Annotated in this window: 15 protein-coding genes; 10 read left to right on the top strand and 5 right to left on the bottom strand. The window is 61.5% G+C overall.

Annotated features, from left to right (window positions below):
* Positions 1 to 150 precede the first annotated feature (150 nt).
* The 6 genes from AC1D2N_RS01680 to queF all read left to right on the top strand — a co-directional run bounded on the left by AC1D2N_RS01680 (position 151) and on the right by queF (position 7,481).
* A complete protein-coding gene (locus AC1D2N_RS01680; protein WP_130729349.1) occupies positions 151 to 2,385 on the top strand; it encodes a TonB-dependent hemoglobin/transferrin/lactoferrin family receptor in 2,235 nt (744 codons plus the stop codon).
* Between the two features lie 266 nt (positions 2,386 to 2,651).
* Complete coding sequence (locus AC1D2N_RS01685; RefSeq protein ID WP_018243080.1) at positions 2,652 to 4,841, top strand: anthranilate synthase; 2,190 nt, start codon at positions 2,652 to 2,654, stop codon at positions 4,839 to 4,841.
* 121 nt (positions 4,842 to 4,962) lie between these two features.
* Positions 4,963 to 5,202, top strand: a complete 240-nt coding sequence (locus AC1D2N_RS01690) for a hypothetical protein (protein WP_003561395.1) — start codon at positions 4,963 to 4,965, stop codon at positions 5,200 to 5,202.
* Between the two features lie 15 nt (positions 5,203 to 5,217).
* Positions 5,218 to 5,889, top strand: coding sequence for a DUF2161 domain-containing phosphodiesterase (locus AC1D2N_RS01695; protein ID WP_028732928.1), 672 nt, complete (start codon positions 5,218 to 5,220; stop codon positions 5,887 to 5,889).
* A gap of 213 nt (positions 5,890 to 6,102) precedes the next feature.
* Positions 6,103 to 7,017 (top strand): CDF family cation efflux transporter EmfA, encoded by a 915-nt coding sequence (gene emfA / locus AC1D2N_RS01700; protein WP_026230710.1) that lies wholly within the window; start codon positions 6,103 to 6,105, stop codon positions 7,015 to 7,017.
* The gene (gene queF / locus AC1D2N_RS01705) at positions 7,017 to 7,481 is read left to right on the top strand and encodes a preQ(1) synthase (RefSeq protein WP_018446703.1); all 465 of its coding nucleotides are present in this window, start codon (positions 7,017 to 7,019) and stop codon (positions 7,479 to 7,481) included. The genes emfA and queF overlap by 1 nt, the downstream gene beginning before the upstream one ends.
* 136 nt (positions 7,482 to 7,617) lie before the next feature.
* Here the strand turns inward: queF and AC1D2N_RS01710 are convergent, their stop codons facing one another.
* A complete protein-coding gene (locus tag AC1D2N_RS01710) occupies positions 7,618 to 8,385 on the bottom strand; it encodes a DUF2076 domain-containing protein (protein ID WP_018243075.1) in 768 nt (255 codons plus the stop codon).
* Between the two features lie 231 nt (positions 8,386 to 8,616).
* Here AC1D2N_RS01710 and AC1D2N_RS01715 point away from each other — a divergent pair, with 231 nt between their 5' ends.
* From AC1D2N_RS01715 to leuA, 3 genes are all read left to right on the top strand, one after another.
* Positions 8,617 to 9,201 carry an ATP-dependent Clp protease proteolytic subunit gene (locus AC1D2N_RS01715; RefSeq protein ID WP_130729348.1) on the top strand — a complete coding sequence of 195 codons (585 nt, stop codon included), beginning with the start codon at positions 8,617 to 8,619 and terminating at the stop codon, positions 9,199 to 9,201.
* A 142-nt stretch (positions 9,202 to 9,343) separates the two neighbouring features.
* A complete protein-coding gene (locus AC1D2N_RS01720; protein WP_130729347.1) occupies positions 9,344 to 10,573 on the top strand; it encodes a benzoate/H(+) symporter BenE family transporter in 1,230 nt (409 codons plus the stop codon).
* A 428-nt stretch (positions 10,574 to 11,001) separates the two neighbouring features.
* Positions 11,002 to 12,753, top strand: coding sequence for a 2-isopropylmalate synthase (gene leuA, locus AC1D2N_RS01725; RefSeq protein ID WP_130729346.1), 1,752 nt, complete (start codon positions 11,002 to 11,004; stop codon positions 12,751 to 12,753).
* A 103-nt stretch (positions 12,754 to 12,856) separates the two neighbouring features.
* On the opposite strand, the gene AC1D2N_RS01730 is transcribed toward leuA, so the two are convergent.
* Positions 12,857 to 13,354, bottom strand: a complete 498-nt coding sequence (locus tag AC1D2N_RS01730; protein ID WP_197729035.1) for a winged helix-turn-helix transcriptional regulator — start codon at positions 13,352 to 13,354, stop codon at positions 12,857 to 12,859.
* Positions 13,355 to 13,359: 5 nt separating this feature from the next.
* On the opposite strand from AC1D2N_RS01730, the gene AC1D2N_RS01735 reads away from it, so the two are divergent.
* Positions 13,360 to 14,340 (top strand): quinone oxidoreductase family protein, encoded by a 981-nt coding sequence (locus AC1D2N_RS01735; RefSeq protein ID WP_130729344.1) that lies wholly within the window; start codon positions 13,360 to 13,362, stop codon positions 14,338 to 14,340.
* 56 nt (positions 14,341 to 14,396) lie between these two features.
* Here the strand turns inward: AC1D2N_RS01735 and AC1D2N_RS01740 are convergent, their stop codons facing one another.
* The 3 genes from AC1D2N_RS01740 to AC1D2N_RS01750 all read right to left on the bottom strand — a co-directional run bounded on the left by AC1D2N_RS01740 (position 14,397) and on the right by AC1D2N_RS01750 (position 16,501).
* Positions 14,397 to 15,242 (bottom strand): anti-sigma factor family protein, encoded by an 846-nt coding sequence (locus tag AC1D2N_RS01740; RefSeq protein WP_130729343.1) that lies wholly within the window; start codon positions 15,240 to 15,242, stop codon positions 14,397 to 14,399.
* 2 nt (positions 15,243 to 15,244) lie between these two features.
* Positions 15,245 to 15,754 (bottom strand): RNA polymerase sigma factor, encoded by a 510-nt coding sequence (locus AC1D2N_RS01745; protein WP_130729342.1) that lies wholly within the window; start codon positions 15,752 to 15,754, stop codon positions 15,245 to 15,247.
* Positions 15,755 to 15,940: 186 nt separating this feature from the next.
* Positions 15,941 to 16,501, bottom strand: a complete 561-nt coding sequence (locus AC1D2N_RS01750) for a tetratricopeptide repeat protein (protein ID WP_130729341.1) — start codon at positions 16,499 to 16,501, stop codon at positions 15,941 to 15,943.
* Positions 16,502 to 16,567: the final 66 nt, after the last annotated feature.

The raw sequence follows: 16,567 nt of genomic DNA on the forward strand, positions 1-16,567 counted from the left end.
GTTTATGTTGACAATACTTCTCATGTTTTTTATGCGGCAAAAAGAAGGCGAAATTCTGCATCGTCTTCATCCGCAAAAGCCCAGCCAGCCCATCGAGCGTTCGACGCGCCACGACCAGCCAGCCCGGTAATCATCATTAAGGGGTAGGTTATGATCGTCCGGCATTGGCGTTCGGTTCTATTGGTCTGCACGGCAGCCACAGTTGTTCTTCCTGTTTCGCAGTCTTTCGCGCAAAGCGCTCCGGCAACCACGCCACAAGCCACGGCGGATGACAGCACCGTCCTGCAGAAGATCGTCGTCAAGGGCAAACGCGTGGCGCCGGGCAGCGTCGCCGACACGCCGCTTGCGACCGAGATCACCGCCAAGACGCTGGAAGAAAAGCAGGTCACCAATTTTGACGATATCGGCCGCAGCGTCGATGCAGGTGTGAACTATTCACGCGGCGACGCGGGCTTCAACCTGCGCGGCCTTTCCGGCGCTCGCATCCTGACCACCATCGACGGCATTCCGATCCCGTATCTTTCGAATAGTTCGCGCCAAGGCGCTTTCGCGCCGGCCAACGCCAATGGCGGCGGCGACACCTTCGATTTCGATTCGCTTTCCTCGCTCGATATTGTGCGCGGCGCGGATTCGAGCAAGGGAGGCTCGGGAATGCTCGGCGGCGCCATCGTTCTCAATACGCTCGAGCCGGAGGATCTTATTCCCGAAGGCCGGGATTGGGGTGCGATCGTCAAGTCGACATACGACAGCGAAGACCGCAGCATTTCCGGCTCGGCGGCGGCTGCCAAGAAGATCGGCAACACGTCGATCCTGTTTCAGGGCGGCTACCGCAAGGGCCATGAACGCGACAATATGGGTGACAATGACAGCTATGGCCGTCCTCGTACCGAGGCGGATCCCGCCGATTTCGACCAGCACAACCTGCTCTTCAAGCTGCGCCAGGAGCTCGAAGGTGGTCACCGCATCGGCCTGACGGCCGAACGCTTCCGGCGCGATCTCAAGACCGACCTGCGCGAGCTCCAGGGCGGCACTACGCCCCGCAACTTCCTGATCGACAATTATGACGGCCGCGAATTGCGCGACCGCGACCGCGTTTCTCTCGATTACGATTATGAGGCGCAGTCTTCCGACGCATTCTTCAGCAGTGCGCGAGCCACGCTTTACTGGTTGGATTTGAAGAAGGAAGCCGGCAGCAGAGGCCGTACGACTGCCAATGTGGCTTATGGCCGTAACAACCAGATAGAAAACGAAACCTGGGGCTTCAGCGGCACGGCGACGAAGGATTTCGAATATTCCGGTCTCAGCCATTCCGTTCGCGTTGGTCTCGACGTGGGCGTTTCGAGCTGGAGCCAGTATAGCTGGGCCCTTTGCCCGACGCCCACAACGTGCCCGGCGCTGAACAACCAGGCGGAGGTGCCCAATGTCGACAGCCAGAATCTTGGGCTGACCTTCGAAGACAAGATCGAAATCGGCAATACCGGCTTCGCGCTGACACCCGGCTTTCGCTTCGACTGGTTCAACTACAATCCCTCGACCGGCGGAAGTTTCGCAAACAATACCGGGCTTACCCGTTTCGGGGACCTGAACGATCGGACGGAAGCCGGCCTGTCGCCGAAGATTCTTGCGACATACGAGCTGACGCCTGACGTGCAGATTTACGCACAGCTGGCAGTCGGTTTCCGTGCACCCACCGTGGACGAGCTTTACAGCCGCTTCTACAACCCGACGGGTCGTTATGCCCAGCTTGGCAATCCTGATCTGGAACCGGAAATCGGCCGCGGCGTCGAAATCGGCGCCAATTTCGACACGGGCGATTTTACCGGTCGGATTGCGGCTTTCCACACCCGCTACCAGAACTTTATCCAGACGGTGACGAGCGTCGACGCGACCGGCTTCACGACATTTAATTACACCAACGTGTCTGCCGCCACGATTTCGGGTGTTGAAGCCAGTGCCGTCAAGACGTTCAACAACGGCATCAACCTGCATGCGTCGCTTGCCTATGCCTATGGCCGCAACGAGGATACAGGCAAATATTTGCGATCGGTTGCTCCCTTCAAGGCGATCATCGGCGGCGGTTGGAGCAACGACAACTACGGTTTTGATCTTTCCTCGACGCTTTCGGCAGCCATGCCTGACGACGATGTTACGACCACATTCGATGCGCCCGGTTATGGTGTCGTCGATCTGACGGCATGGTGGACGCCGGAACAGTTGAAGGGTCTGCGGATCCAGGGAGGTGTCTACAACATCTTCGATCAGGAGCATTACAATGCGCTCGCCGTGCGCGACGTCAACCTGACCTCGGTGACGGCGTCGCAGCCGCAGGAGTGGTATTCGGAGCCGGGCCGTACGTTCAAGGTGTCGATCACCAAGACTTTCTGATCGCGATCACCTCTTCAAGGCTGGGGGGGGGCGGCTTTCGGGCCGCCCTTTTTCATTCCCGCATTCGCCTCTTGCGCAATGGCTGATCTCAGGCTAACAATTTTTCCATGATCAAGTCCTTGAACATTGCAGTTTGGTGGTGGGTTCGCTAAGGCGGCCTCGACCAATCGTGTTCAAAGACGACGAGTGAGCCGCCCGAAACTTCGAGGCGGCTTTTTTTGTTTTATGGCCGCCTGTCGTCCAGGCCCCGATAACGGAGTGGAACAATGGTAACGATCCTGCGGGATGATGGTGCGGAAATCTACGAGACCAAAGGCGGCATATCAGTCACGCGGCAGCGGCGGGCGATCCCCTACGGCGATGCGGTCTCTTCCTATGTCGACAAGCTCGACGAGCGCCGCGGTGCGGTGTTTTCGTCGAATTACGAATATCCGGGCCGCTATACGCGCTGGGATACCGCCGTCGTCGATCCGCCGCTCGGCATATCTTCCTTCGGGCGCGACGTCTGGATCGAGGCCTATAATGAACGCGGCGAGGTAATCCTCGGCTTCGTGACCGAGCGGCTGAAGACGGTGTCCGACATCGTGCTCGGCGCTTCCTCCGCCCGTCGCCTCGACCTCACCGTCAAGACGCCGGACCGGGTGTTTACCGAGGAAGAGCGCTCGAAGATGCCGACGGTCTTCACCGTGCTGCGCGCCGTCACCGACCTGTTTTATTCGCAGGCTGATGCGAGCCTCGGGTTCTACGGCGCCTTCGGATACGACATCGCCTTCCAGTTCGACGCGATCGATCTGAAGCTGACGCGACCCTCCGACCAGCGCGACATGGTGCTCTACCTGCCGGACGAGATCCTCGTCGTCGACAACTACGCCGCCAAGGCCTGGGTCGACCGTTACGACTTCGAAAAAGACGGCGTGACGACGGAGGGCAAGGCCCAGCATATCGCAGCGGAGCCCTTCAAACACACGGATGCCATTCCGCCGAAGAGCGATCACCGGCCAGGCGAATATGCCGAGCTCGTCACCAAGGCGAAGGAAAGTTTCCGCAAGGGCGACCTCTTCGAAGTCGTGCCCGGGCAGAAATTCATGGAGCGTTGCGACAGCAAGCCGTCCGACATTTCCAAGCGGCTGAAGGCGATCAATCCGTCGCCCTATTCCTTCTTCATCAATCTCGGCCATCAGGAATATCTGGTCGGCGCCTCGCCCGAAATGTTCGTGCGCGTTTCCGGCCGCCGCATCGAGACCTGCCCGATTTCGGGCACGATCAAGCGCGGTGACGATCCGATCGCCGACAGCGAGCAGATCCTGAAGCTCCTGAATTCGAAGAAGGACGAGTCCGAGCTCACCATGTGCTCGGATGTCGACCGCAACGACAAAAGCCGTGTCTGCGAGCCGGGTTCGGTCAAGGTGATCGGCCGCCGGCAGATCGAGATGTATTCGCGCCTCATCCACACGGTCGACCATATCGAAGGGCGGCTGCGCGACGACATGGACGCTTTCGACGGTTTTCTCAGCCACGCCTGGGCCGTCACCGTCACCGGCGCCCCGAAGCTCTGGGCGATGCGCTTCATCGAGAGCCATGAAAAAAGCCCACGCGCCTGGTATGGTGGGGCGATCGGCATGGTCGGCTTCAACGGCGACATGAACACCGGCCTGACGCTGCGCACCGTGCGCATCAAGGACGGTATTGCCGAGGTGCGCGCCGGTGCGACGCTGCTCAACGATTCCATTCCTGACGAAGAAGAAGCCGAAACAGAACTGAAGGCCTCTGCCATGCTTTCCGCCATCCGAGACGCCAAGACCGGCAATTCCGGCAGGGTCCAGCGCGACGTCGCGAGCGTCGGCAAGGGCGTCAGCATCCTGCTCGTCGATCACGAGGACAGCTTCGTCCACACGCTCGCCAATTACTTCCGCCAGACGGGGGCGACGGTTTCCACCGTGCGCACGCCGGTGCCGGAGGAAATCTTCGACCGGTTGAACCCGGACCTCGTCGTGCTGTCGCCTGGACCTGGAACGCCCAAGGATTTCGACTGCAAGGCGACGATCAAGAAGGCGCGGGCGCGCAACCTGCCGATCTTCGGTGTTTGCCTCGGTCTGCAGGCGATCGCCGAAGCCTATGGCGGGGAACTGCGCCATCTGGCGCTGCCGATGCACGGCAAGCCGTCGCGCATCCGCGTGCTGGAGCCAGGTATCGTCTTCTCCGGCCTTGCCAAGGAGGTGACGGTTGGTCGCTATCACTCGATCTTTGCCGATCCCTCGACGCTGCCGCGCGAGTTCATCATCACGGCGGAAAGCGACGACGGCACGATCATGGGCATCGAACATGCCAAGGAGCCGATCGCCGCGGTGCAGTTCCATCCGGAATCGATCATGACGCTCGGTGGCGATGCAGGGATGCGGATGATCGAAAATGTCGTGGCGCATCTGGCACGCAAGGTGAAGACGAAGGCTGCCTGACCGCAATTTCGCCTGGCCCTTCCTACTGTGGGAAGGGCCGGCCATTGGGCCGTCGGGCCGCGACTTGACTTCTTCCGGCAAATCAGAACATTTCAGGAACGATCAATTGGAACCTATCGCCGTGGCCAATGCTGAAAAGTTCATCGTTCTCCCTTACCGCAAGAACCGCGGCAATCTCGTGCCCGGCGAAATGCGCCAGGCATCGAACTCCGTCAGCGCGGAAAAGATCGCTTCGGCGATGGCTGAGCGTTTCGTCGGCGTGGCCGCCTATGCCGTGATCGTCGACGAGGAAACCGGCGACATGTCGTCGCCGCGATTGCTTGCACGATATGGCGAGATTGCCGATCTCAACGCCGCCTGAGGCGCCGTTTTCACCATGGAGACGTCGCTCTACCTGCCGGTCAAAGCCTTCCTGGAGGCGGCCGGTTATGTCGTGAAGGGCGAGGTCGGCGGATGCGATCTCGTCGGCTTGAGCGGTGCCGAACCGCCGGTCGTGGTGGTCTGCGAATTGAAACTCTCCTTCAACCTCGAACTGCTTCTCCAGGCGGTCGATCGCGCGGCGTTGAGCGATGAAGTCTGGGTTGCGGCCCGCGTTTCCGCCAAGGGCCGCGGGCGAGAGGCCGATAGACGCTACCGCGATCTCTGCCGAAGGCTCGGTATCGGCATGCTCGGCGTCTCCGATGGGGGCGAGGTCAGCGTCATCGTCAGTTCCGTCTCGCCGATGCCGCGCACCAATCCGAAACGGCGCTCGCGCCTCGTCAAGGAGCATCAGCGCCGCCGTGGGGATCCCGCCGTCGGTGGTGGCTCGCGGGCGCCGATCATGACCGCCTATCGCCAACAGGCGCTGCTCTGTGCTTCAGCACTCGCCCAGGGACTGGTGCGGCCGCGGGATATGAAGGCGCTTACGCCCAAGGCCGGCTCGATCCTGCGTGACAACGTCTACGGATGGTTCGAACGCGTGGACAAGGGCGTCTACGCCCTGACGTCTGTAGGGCAGGCTGCTCTTTTGCGCTGGCCGCAATCTTTGCTCTCCGACCCCGCTCGTTGAGCCGCGCTGTACCGGGCATCGGGATCGCTCGTTGGGGCTGTTTTCCGGCCGGGGACGGTAACGCCTGTGAAGGGCGTGTCATTCCCCTTTGACAAATCCTCCATCATCGCCCATATCACCCTCAACTGAACCGCCTGCGCGACATTCGCGTGGGCGGTTTTGCGTTTCAACGGCTTAGATGCTGCAATTCATTCGCAACCGCAGGGGGACGATATGAGTGACAACGGCGATCTTACGGTTCGGAAGCTGGCGATGTGGGGGATCCCACTGTCGCTCGGCGTCATGGGTCTGAAGATGGTGGCGTGGTGGGTTACCGGGTCGGTGGCGCTGCTGTCGGACGGGCTCGAATCGTCGGTCAACGTCGCTGCCGCCTTCATCGCCTTCTTCGTGATCCGCTATGCGCAGAAGCCGGCCGATCACGATCACCCCTTCGGCCATCATAAGGCGGAATATCTGTCTGCCGTGACCGAGGGCGTGCTGATCGTCGTCGCTGCCCTGCTGATCGTCGACGAAGCCGTCGGTTATCTCGCCGCGCCGCGCATGCTGGACGCACCTGTGCTCGGGCTTGCGATCAATTTCGCGGCCGGTGTCATCAATGCGGTCTGGGCGCGGTTGCTGATCAGAACCGGACGCAGGCATCGTTCGGCGGCACTGACGGCGGATGGACAGCACATCATGTCCGACGTGGTGACCTCTGTCGGCGTGCTCGTCGGTCTGCTGCTGGCGCTGGCAACGGGCTATGCGATCTTCGACCCGGTGCTTGCCATTCTCGTTGCCGTCAACATCCTCTATCAGGGCTGGAAGGTGATCTCGCAATCGATTGGCGGGCTAATGGACCAGGCGGTGGAGCCGCAGGAGGAAGAAGCGATCAAGCAGGCGATTGCCACCCATGCGGCGGGTTCGATCGGCGTGCACGACCTGAAAACGAGGCGGGCAGGCACCGTCACCTTCATCGATTTTCACATGGTGGTGCCCGGTGGGATGTCCGTGCGGCAGGCGCATGATATATGCGACCGCCTTGAGGATGCCATCAGGGCAGTGCACGAGGGCGCCACTATCGCAATTCATGTGGAGCCGGAGGGCGAAAAGGCTCACGGCATCCGCGTCAAAGTCGTCAAGGAGGCATAATGCCGAGTACCGATGTTTCCAGCCTGTCGATGCTGGGTCAGCAGACCGAAACCGCGCAATCACCGGAGGAGGCGGTGCTTGAAAAAGTGCCGTCCAACCATGCCGGCACCGATTACGTCGTGCGCTTCACCGCGCCGGAATTCACCTCGCTCTGCCCGATGACCGGGCAGCCGGATTTCGCCCATATCGTCATCGACTACATTCCGGGCGAATGGCTGGTGGAATCGAAGTCGCTGAAGCTCTTCCTGCATTCCTTCCGCAATCACGGCGCTTTCCACGAGGATTGCTCGATCTACATCGCCAAGCGCATCGTCGAGTTGCTCGATCCCCGGTGGCTGAGGATCGGCGCCTACTGGTATCCGCGTGGCGGCATTCCGATCGACGTCTTCTGGCAGACGGGCAAGCCGCCGGAAGGCGTGTGGCTGCCGGAACAGGGCGTTGCCAGCTATCGCGGCCGTGGGTGAGTTGCGTTCGGGCGCAGCCCGAGCAATCGATCCAGTGAATCGATTGCAGCAGCGAACGCCCTGAGCCCAAGCGAAGGGCCGGGCGACGGTGCGGCAATGTAAAGCCAACGGCCGCCCATTCTTTGGCCGCTAGATCTCACACATCCGTAACGTCGTCGCTGGACGAGTCGTCGGCGTAATCGTCGCCGTCGTCGTAATCGGCCTGCTGCACGTTGGCGTTGTCGTCGTCCTTGTCGCCGGCGTTATCGGAGGCCTGGCGGGTGTCGTCATTGCCGTAATAGTTGTTGATGACGGTTTCCTCGGTGGGGGCGCTGGCATTGCCGAAGGGATTGGCGCCGAAGGGCGAGCCCCAGCCGAGCGAGGACATGTGGTTGCCGAAGATGCCGCTCAGCGAATTGGCAAGCAGCATGCCGCCGGCAACGCCCGCTGCCGTGCCGAGTGCGCCGCGCAGGAAGCTGCCGCCGGCCGACGGCGCATAGGCCTGCTGGCTCCAGGGGCCGGTCGGCTGTTGTGGCGTCTGGCGGACATTGCCGTCGCGGGGATCGTCATAGCTGCGGGACTGGCCCCAAGGACCGGGGTTGGACGGAACTGGGGCCGGCTGCTGCGTCTGGGTGTTGCCGAAGATCGAGCTCAGGAAGCCGCCGCCCTGTTCGGCCTGGCGGTGTTCGCTCACGCCGGCTTCCAGCTGGCGAACATGCTCCTCGAGTTCCTTGATGTGGTTGGCGGCCGCCTCCAGCCCCTTTTCTTGAACAATGACGGCCTGGGCCAGATAATAGGTGGCCGACGGCTGCTCACGCGTCGCTTGGTCGATCAGGGCTTCGGCGTCGCGGTCGCGCGGCGTGGCTGCGGCGGTGCGCACGCGGTCGAAGAGGGCGGTCAGCAATTGGCGTTCTTCGGGTGACATTGTCCTGCCTCCTAATGATCTGATGCGGCATTTGCCGCGTGAGGCTGAGGTAGGAACCGATTTAGGCTTTTCAAAGCCTTTCGCCGTTACAATTCAGTAAGGCTTGCAGAACCGCGCGCGGCTTCTTAAGGATATCTCCATCGCTTCGGTGCCTTGTGTTTTTCCCGCATTGTTTTAGGCATTGAGTCGCACTATGTGCGAGGAACCCGAATTCATCTCCAAGAGGTTCGAATGAACGACGAAGACCAGGACGACAAGACGAAGGAACTGCCGCTCGGCAAGGAAACGGAGGCGAATCTTTTCAAGTCGCGTTCGATCTTCATCTACGGACCGATCAATCAGGAATTGGCGCAGAAGGTCTGCTCGCAGCTTGTGGCGCTTGCTGCTGCCAGCGACGAGGACATCCGCATCTATGTCAATTCGCCCGGCGGCCACGTCGAATCCGGCGATTCCATTCATGACATGATCAAGTTCATCAAGCCGAAGGTCTGGACGATCGGCACCGGTTGGGTCGCCTCCGCCGGCGCACTGATCTATGTCGCCACTCCGAAGGAGCGGCGCCTGTGCCTGCCGAACACGCGCTTCCTGCTGCATCAGCCCTCCGGCGGCACGCGCGGCATGGCATCCGACATCGAAATCCAGGCGCGCGAGATCATCAAGATGAACGAGCGTCTGAACAGGATCATGGCAGCGGCCACCGGCCAGCCGCTCGACAAGATCGACAAGGATACGGATCGCGACTACTGGCTTTCGGCCGAAGAGGCGAAGGAATATGGCCTCGTTTCACGGATCGTGACGTCGCAGGCCGATATCTGAGTTTTCTCAGCCAAAACTGCAAGAACCCGCCCTTGCCTGCCGATCGCAGGTGAGGGCGTTCTGTTTTCGGACAGTGCTAGCGGCAAGGTCTGAACGGAAAGCAATGAATCCGGACTTGCGCCTGCGACAACCATCATGCTCCATGCGGCATTCGCGCAGCTCGAGTCCCGCCATGCTCAAAGATTTTTCCGTCCAAGCCCTGTTCATGGGGTTGCTGACCGCCTTCGTCGGTTCCGCCAGCTCCTTCGCCGTTGTGCTGCACGGGCTGCAGGCGGTCGGCGCCACGGATGTACAGGCGGCTTCCGGGCTGATGGCATTGTCGATTTCCATGGGCGTCTGCGCGATCGTGCTGAGTGCCGTGACCCGATTGCCGGTCAGCATCGCCTGGTCGACACCGGGTGCCGCACTGCTGGCAAGCACCGGAGCGATCGAGGGCGGCTTCAATGCGGCGGTCGGGGCATTCCTGATCTGTGCTGCGCTGATTATCGTTGCAGGGCTGTTCAAGCCACTCGGGAGAGCGGTTGCCGCAATTCCGGCACCACTCGCCAATGCGATGCTCGCCGGCGTGCTGATCGGCCTCTGCTTCGCGCCGGTGAAGGCGATCGGCTTCAATCCGCTGTTCGGCCTGCCGATCGTCGTTGCCTGGATCGTTGTCGGCGCCTTCAAGCGGCTTTGGGCGGTGCCGGCAGCACTCGCGGCCTTCGTGCTGGTGCTCGCCTTCGGCGTCGATATCCCTGACGATGCGCTCGGCTCGCTGGAACAATCACTGGTGCCGACGGTGGAGATTGTCCGGCCGGTGTTCAATCTTGCCGGCCTCGTCTCGATCGCGCTGCCGCTGTTCATCGTCACCATGGCCTCGCAGAACATTCCGGGTATCGCGGTGCTGAAGGTCAACCACTACGATCCAAAGCCCGGTCCGCTCTTTGCCGTCACCGGCTTCTTTTCGCTACTGTCGGCGCCGTTCGGCGGCCACGCGGTCAATCTGGCAGCCATCACCGCGGCAATGTGCGCCGGACAGGACGCCCATGCCGATCCGAAGCGGCGCTATTGGGCGTCACTGATCGCCGGCGTCGGTTATATCATTCTCGGGCTGCTCGCCGGCGCGGTGACGGCCTTCGTCGCACTCGCGCCTTCGATCCTGATCGAGGCGGTAGCGGGACTGGCGCTGGTCGGAGCCTTCTCGTCCTCGGCGATGTCGGCCTTCCAGGCGCCGGACTCGCGCGAGGCGGCGGCAATCACCTTCCTTGTCACCGCCTCCGGCGTTTCCTTCGGCGGCATTTCCGGTGCCTTCTGGGGCCTGATCGCGGGTGGGCTGATGCTGGCGCTGTCGCGGTTGGTGAAGATTTGGAAAGACCGAGCTCAGTCGAGGTAACGGAAGGTCGTTGTGCTCTCCAAATGCCGGATTCTGGCGCTTTCAAGCAGCTCCGCCGGCAATAGCTGGGCAGTTCGTCGAATGTTGGCGGCCACCAAAAGCCGGCCAAGGACTTGCCAGCTTTACCGTCCGAGGCTATAAGCGCGGGCATGAAGACCACTGGCGCCAGAATTTCTGACACGATTGCACGCGGCCGCATCGCCCTGCGTGACAATACGCGCGCCCTGACCTCGCTTCTTCTCCTCGGCCTTACGCGCGGTTGCCGGGTCCTTTGAGGAGCGCCCGGCGGCCGAAAGCCCGCCGGCCATCGCTCCTCGCGACTCACTTTCAAAATTGACCTAACGACCGACAAGGTCCGCATTTGGTTATCGCCAAGCCCGACGTGATCGGCTAAGAGCGGGCAAATGCCGGGACGAGGAGACGATACGATGGACGCGAAGACGCAATCTTCCCAAAATAAGGTGGCCTCCACAAACAAGACGGCCCCCGCAAAAGGCATGCCCGACGCCGCGGTGAAATACCGAGCCTATCCGCAGGTGAACATTCCCGACCGCACATGGCCGACGAAGACCATTACCAAGGCACCGGTCTGGTGCTCGGTCGACCTGCGCGACGGCAACCAGGCGCTCGTCGACCCGATGGGCCACGATCGCAAGGCGCGCATGTTCCAACTGCTGATCGAGATGGGCTTCAAGGAAATCGAGATCGGGTTCCCCTCGGCTTCGCAGACCGATTTTGACTTTGCCCGCTGGTGCGTGGAGGAGGGCAATGTGCCCGACGACGTCTCCCTGCAGGTATTGGTACAGTGCCGCCCGGAACTCATCACCCGTACCTTCGAAGCACTGGAAGGCGCAAATCGGCCGATCGTGCACTTCTACAACTCCACCAGCGAGTTGCAGCGCCGCGTCGTCTTCGCCAAGGATGTGCAGGGGATCAAGCAGATCGCCGTCGATGCCGCCAAGATGATCACCGATATGGCCACCAAGGCCGGCGGCGGTTACCGTTTCGAATATTCGCCGGAGAGCTTTACCGGCACCGAACTCGATGTGGCGCTGGAGATCTGCAATGCCGTCATCGAGGTCGTCAAGCCGACGCCCGATAACAAGCTGATCATCAACCTGCCGTCCACCGTCGAGGTGGCGACGCCGAACGTCTATGCCGACCAGATCGAATGGATGTGCCGCAACCTCGACAATCGCGAGAACCTGATCGTTTCCCTGCATCCGCATAACGATCGCGGCACCGGCATCGCTGCTGCCGAATTGGCATTGCTGGCAGGTGCCGACCGCGTCGAAGGCACGCTGTTCGGCAATGGCGAGCGTACCGGCAATGTCGACATGGTGACGATGGCGCTGAACATGTTCACGCAGGGCGTCGATCCCGAGATCGACTGCTCGAATATCGAGCGCATCAAGGAAGTGTTCGAATATTCGAACCAGATGGCGATCGGCGAGCGTCATCCTTACGTCGGCGAACTGGTCTACACCGCCTTCTCCGGCTCGCATCAGGATGCGATCAACAAGGGTATGAAGGCAGCACAGGTCGCCAATCATCCCGTGTGGGAAGTCCCGTACCTGCCGATCGATCCGCGCGATGTCGGTCGTTCCTATGAGGCGATCATCCGCATCAACTCGCAGTCCGGCAAGGGCGGCATCGCCTATATCCTGCAACAGGATTACGGGCTGAACCTGCCGCGCAACCTGCAGGTGGAATTCCGCGAGGATATCCAGCGCATCACCGACGTAGAGGGCAAAGAGCTTCCATCCCGGCGCATCTACGACCGCTTCATCGAGCGCTACGTGACGCAGCCGGAAGGGCGCCTGCGCTTCGTCGACCATCACACCTATCCTGACACTGAGCACAAGGGCCAGCGGATCGTCGCAGCCGAGATCACCGACAATGGCGAGATCAAGCGCATCGAAGGGCGCGGCAACGGTCCGATCGACGGCTTCATCAATGCGCTGTCGCATTATCTCGGCATCGAGATGTCGGTCGAGGACTATTCCGAGCATTCGCTCCAGCATGGCTCGAACGCAGCGGCAATCTCCTACGTCGAGACCTCCTATCCCGGCGGCAAACTCTTCGGCGCCGGCATCAATACCAACATCGTCGCAGCTTCGCTGGAGGCGATCGTCTCGGCCGCCAACCGCGTGCTCGACGTGAAGGCTGGCAAGGCCTGATTTCGGCAGGTCTCAGGCCGCGATCGCACTACTGCATAATTCCTTAGATTGGAATCGATTTAAGGATAAAATTATGCAGCAATTCAAAATGTTACAGCGCCCTTTACGCGTCTGAAAAGACGCGCGGCGCTGTAGCGCGGCGCGGCCTGACGATGCAGTCGGCGATCTCGTCGGCCTCGTCGCGCGCCTCGGCGTGCCGCTGACCCCATTGGCAGAGCGCCAGCAACACCGGTTCGAGACCGAGACCGAGTTCGGTCGCGCTGTATTCGACGCGGGCGGGGACTTCGGCGAAGATCTGGCGGGCGACCAGCCCGTGCTCCTCCATCTCGCGCAGTTGCTGGATCAGCACCTTCTGGGTGATGGCGGGCATCATCCGCTTCAGCTCCGACAGACGCTTCGGGCCGGAGAAGACGTAATAGAGGATGACTGGCTTCCAGCGCCCCGAGATCACCTTGAGCGCGCGCTCGACCGGCAGTTCCGGCAGTCTTTTCATCGGCTCAGCCATGGTCACCTCCTGGTGGGTAGGGCACGAAAGAGTGTGTATTTTTGCCTGATATCCTATTGCTAAACCTGCCCCACGCCAATCAGACGTGAGGTTCATCTGCCATGAAAGCCGTTCAATTCACTCGCTTCGGTCCACCCGATGTCCTCGAGCTCGTGGAACTGCCGGTTCCCGAGCCGGGCCCGAGCGAGGTTCTCATCCGCGTTCACGCGGCGGGTGTCAACTTCTTCGAGGTGTTGATGCGGGCCGACCGCTATGCCGCAACGCCTGACCTGCCGATGTTTCCCGGTGTCGAGGTCGCGGGTATAATCGAGCGAGCAGGGCCTGGTGCCGACCGCTCGCTGATTGGCACGCGGGTTGCCGTTCCTCTCTTTGCGATCGGGCGCGGTTCGGGCGGTTATGCCGAGTTCGCCGCGGTCGATGGCGGGGCGGTGGTGCCGCTGCCCGACGCGGTCTCCTTCGAGGCGGCTGCTGCGCTGATGGTGCAGGGGTTGACGGCGCTGCACCTCCTACGCCGCAGTCCCGTGAAAGGCAAAATCGTTCTCGTCAACGCAGCAGCCGGGGGTGTTGGTTCTCTGCTCCTCCAACTGGCGAGGCGCGACGCGGCGAAGATGGTGATCGCAGCGGCGAGCAGTGACGAAAAGAGGGCGCTTTCCCTATCTCTCGGCGCCGATCATGCGGCCGATTATACGGCGCCCGGCTGGCAGGAGGACGTCAAGAGGCTGACCGGAGGGCTCGGCGTGGATATCATCTATGAAACCGTCGGCGGGGCGTTTTCACGGGCGGCGGTCGATGTGCTGGCGCCTTGCGGCGAGCTGGTGCTGGCGGCGATGGGGCGGTTTGGGCTTGAGGCGGCCGATGTCGAGCACATGCTTGATGACAATCAGTCAATCAAGGGATTTTCGCTATTGCCGCTGCTGACGCCTGAGGGTGTGCGGGAGGATCTTGCCGCGCTCTTCGAGCTTGCCACAGCGGGCGCCTTGACGGTTACCGACGGCGGTCGTTTCCCACTGCATCAAGCGGCGGAAGCGCATCGCGCCATCGAGGAGCGGAGGGCGGTCGGCAAGGTGGTGCTGGTGCCTTAAGTCAAAGAAGGCGAGCACGACGTCGTGCGAAACCGCTCGTCATCATGCTCCGGCAATCAGATCGCGGTGGCGATCTCCATGGCAAGCTGGCCGAGCGTTGCTTCGGCGGAAGGGCCGGCTAGCACGTAGGAGGTGCCGGCATTGTGCCAGGTCACGAGGCCGATCTCGTCCTTGATCGTTTCCTTGAAGTCGTCGGTCTCCGGCGGCTGCGCGTCCTTGCGGAAGCAAATGGAAATGATGTCGCCATCGGCATTCGAATAGACGAGCTGCCCGACAGGGCGGCTGTCGCCGAGGATGACGCGCGCGCCCTGGAAGGTCCAGGCTTCGGCGCTCAGATCCGGCACGCGGAAGGGCACACCGATCGCGGTCGTCAGCCAGCTGGAGATTTCCTCGGCCTGCGAAGCGGGCACTTCGACGAGATGACGGGGCTGGCGGATCAGCAGGCGCTGATAGGCGGTGACGTCGCCGAGCCAGTCGTTGGTATTGGCCGGAGCCGTATTGGTGGTAGCCGTGGTGGCAATCTCGTCGGCATCCGGGGCGGTGCCGACAAAATAGCCGATACCGCAACCGACGGCAAAGAGGATGAGGGCGGCGGCCAGCGCCTGCGGGCCGCTCGGCGCCAGTTTCACTTGCGGGCGCGTGGCGCGCTGGGCGATCGACGTTTTCGGCGGTTGCGTGCTCTTGATGGAACGGACGAGGGCGAGCGGCACCGGCTCCTTCAGTATATCGTCCAGGCGGCGGCGGCCGAAATCAGCCCCATGGCGCAGCTTCTCATGCAGCCGGCGCGCATTCTCGTCGCTTGCCAGACGCTGCTCCAGTTCGTGCCGCTGTTCGGGCGAGACTTCGCCATCGAGAAGGGCGGTGAGCTGGGCTTCGAGCGGCAGTTTCCTAAGATCGAGCAAATTCAGAACCTGTGGATCGGGTGGGTGCCGGCAAGCCCGGCAAATTGCAGCCTTGCGGTGGCAAGTTGCGAGACGACGTTTGCCACCGGAATGCCCATGATGTCGGCCGCCTGCTGGTAGCTGTGGCCTTCGACGTCGACAAGCAGGAACATGCTGGAAACGCCATCCGGCATATCGGAAATCATGTGATGGATGGTGTCGGGATCGACTGCGGCCGAGCGTTCACGCGCGGCTTCGCGAATATCGGTGACGTTGCCACGGCCGGAAGCCTTCGGCTTCCGCTTGCGGTTGTCGTCGGTCCATTGCTGGCGGGCAAGCGTGTAGATCCAGCTTTCCAGCCGGCCTTCGCCGCTCCATTGATGACCTTTGGCGATGGCGCGCTGACAGACGGACTGAACGAGTTCATCGGCCACAGCAACCTCACCCGCGAGCGTGATCGCGAAGCGGCGGAGGCGGGGCAGGAGGCCGACGAGATCACGCCGGAGATCGATGGTCGTTGCGGGCTGACGCATTGTCTATCCAAGAAGCATTCACAATGGTTTCGCGGTCGAAGGGTTCGCCCTCGGCGCGAAGCCGACATGGTTGGCGCCGGCGATACATGTGCTTTATGAAACAAGTCTCCTGCACTTCGCAAGCATCCGGTCGTCTTCATCCCTCTTTCCCAAGGGATTTTCGTATTGTGGCCCGCAAAGCTTGCGTCAATATGTCTTGTAGCCGTTCAAGCTTTGCAGCAGAGCGCGATAGGCCCAAGTGCCTTCGCCGCCGCGATCACGGATTTCGACAAGCTGGACGCGGGCGCCCTGGATATCTCCCTGTTCCACCAGCGCCATGCCCATGTAGGAGCGGGCGAGGATGTAATTCTCATCCGCCTGCAGCGCCTTGCGGTAGTAGGACATGCCGAGCTCCACGCGGCCGGCCTTGCGGTTGGCGTAGCCGAGATAGTTCAGGATGCGCGGGTCGTTCTGGTTGCGGGCGAGATTGAGCACGGTGATGGCGTTGTCATACTGGCCGGCATAGGCAAACTCGCGGGCGAACTTATAGAGATCGTCGTCGTTGAAGCTGCTCTTCTTCGGGTTGACACATTCCTTCTTGGCCTTGTCCCAGACCTTGCCGCCGGTGCAGGTCTTGGTCGTCTGGGTCTTCGGCGGCGGATTGGTGTCATCGTTGTTGTCGCCGACCGCGAAAGCGGCCGTGGCGATGCCAAAGGCAAAGCCGGCGGCGAGCGAAAGTCTGGACAGGTGACGGAAAGAAGAAGTCATCGGCGCGCTCCGTTCTCAGGCAATGCAGTTGCTCGGATTGTACGCTTACCACTAAAAATACCAAGA

The sequence above is a fragment of the Rhizobium sp. P1_B8 genome (assembly GCF_056406515.1).

What these genes read in the sequence shown, in the direction of transcription:
- AC1D2N_RS01730 (WP_197729035.1), bottom strand. Translation starts at nt 13,354, where the DNA reads ATGAACCTCACGTCTGATTGGCGTGGGGCAGGTTTAGCAATAGGATAT.
- AC1D2N_RS01750 (WP_130729341.1), bottom strand. Translation starts at nt 16,501, where the DNA reads ATGACTTCTTCTTTCCGTCACCTGTCCAGACTTTCGCTCGCCGCCGGC.
- AC1D2N_RS01710 (WP_018243075.1), bottom strand. Translation starts at nt 8,385, where the DNA reads ATGTCACCCGAAGAACGCCAATTGCTGACCGCCCTCTTCGACCGCGTG.
- queF (WP_018446703.1), top strand. Translation starts at nt 7,017, where the DNA reads ATGCCGAGTACCGATGTTTCCAGCCTGTCGATGCTGGGTCAGCAGACC.
- emfA (WP_026230710.1), top strand. Translation starts at nt 6,103, where the DNA reads ATGAGTGACAACGGCGATCTTACGGTTCGGAAGCTGGCGATGTGGGGG.
- leuA (WP_130729346.1), top strand. Translation starts at nt 11,002, where the DNA reads ATGGACGCGAAGACGCAATCTTCCCAAAATAAGGTGGCCTCCACAAAC.
- AC1D2N_RS01680 (WP_130729349.1), top strand. Translation starts at nt 151, where the DNA reads ATGATCGTCCGGCATTGGCGTTCGGTTCTATTGGTCTGCACGGCAGCC.
- AC1D2N_RS01685 (WP_018243080.1), top strand. Translation starts at nt 2,652, where the DNA reads ATGGTAACGATCCTGCGGGATGATGGTGCGGAAATCTACGAGACCAAA.
- AC1D2N_RS01695 (WP_028732928.1), top strand. Translation starts at nt 5,218, where the DNA reads ATGGAGACGTCGCTCTACCTGCCGGTCAAAGCCTTCCTGGAGGCGGCC.
- AC1D2N_RS01745 (WP_130729342.1), bottom strand. Translation starts at nt 15,754, where the DNA reads ATGCGTCAGCCCGCAACGACCATCGATCTCCGGCGTGATCTCGTCGGC.
- AC1D2N_RS01720 (WP_130729347.1), top strand. Translation starts at nt 9,344, where the DNA reads ATGCGGCATTCGCGCAGCTCGAGTCCCGCCATGCTCAAAGATTTTTCC.
- AC1D2N_RS01715 (WP_130729348.1), top strand. Translation starts at nt 8,617, where the DNA reads ATGAACGACGAAGACCAGGACGACAAGACGAAGGAACTGCCGCTCGGC.
- AC1D2N_RS01735 (WP_130729344.1), top strand. Translation starts at nt 13,360, where the DNA reads ATGAAAGCCGTTCAATTCACTCGCTTCGGTCCACCCGATGTCCTCGAG.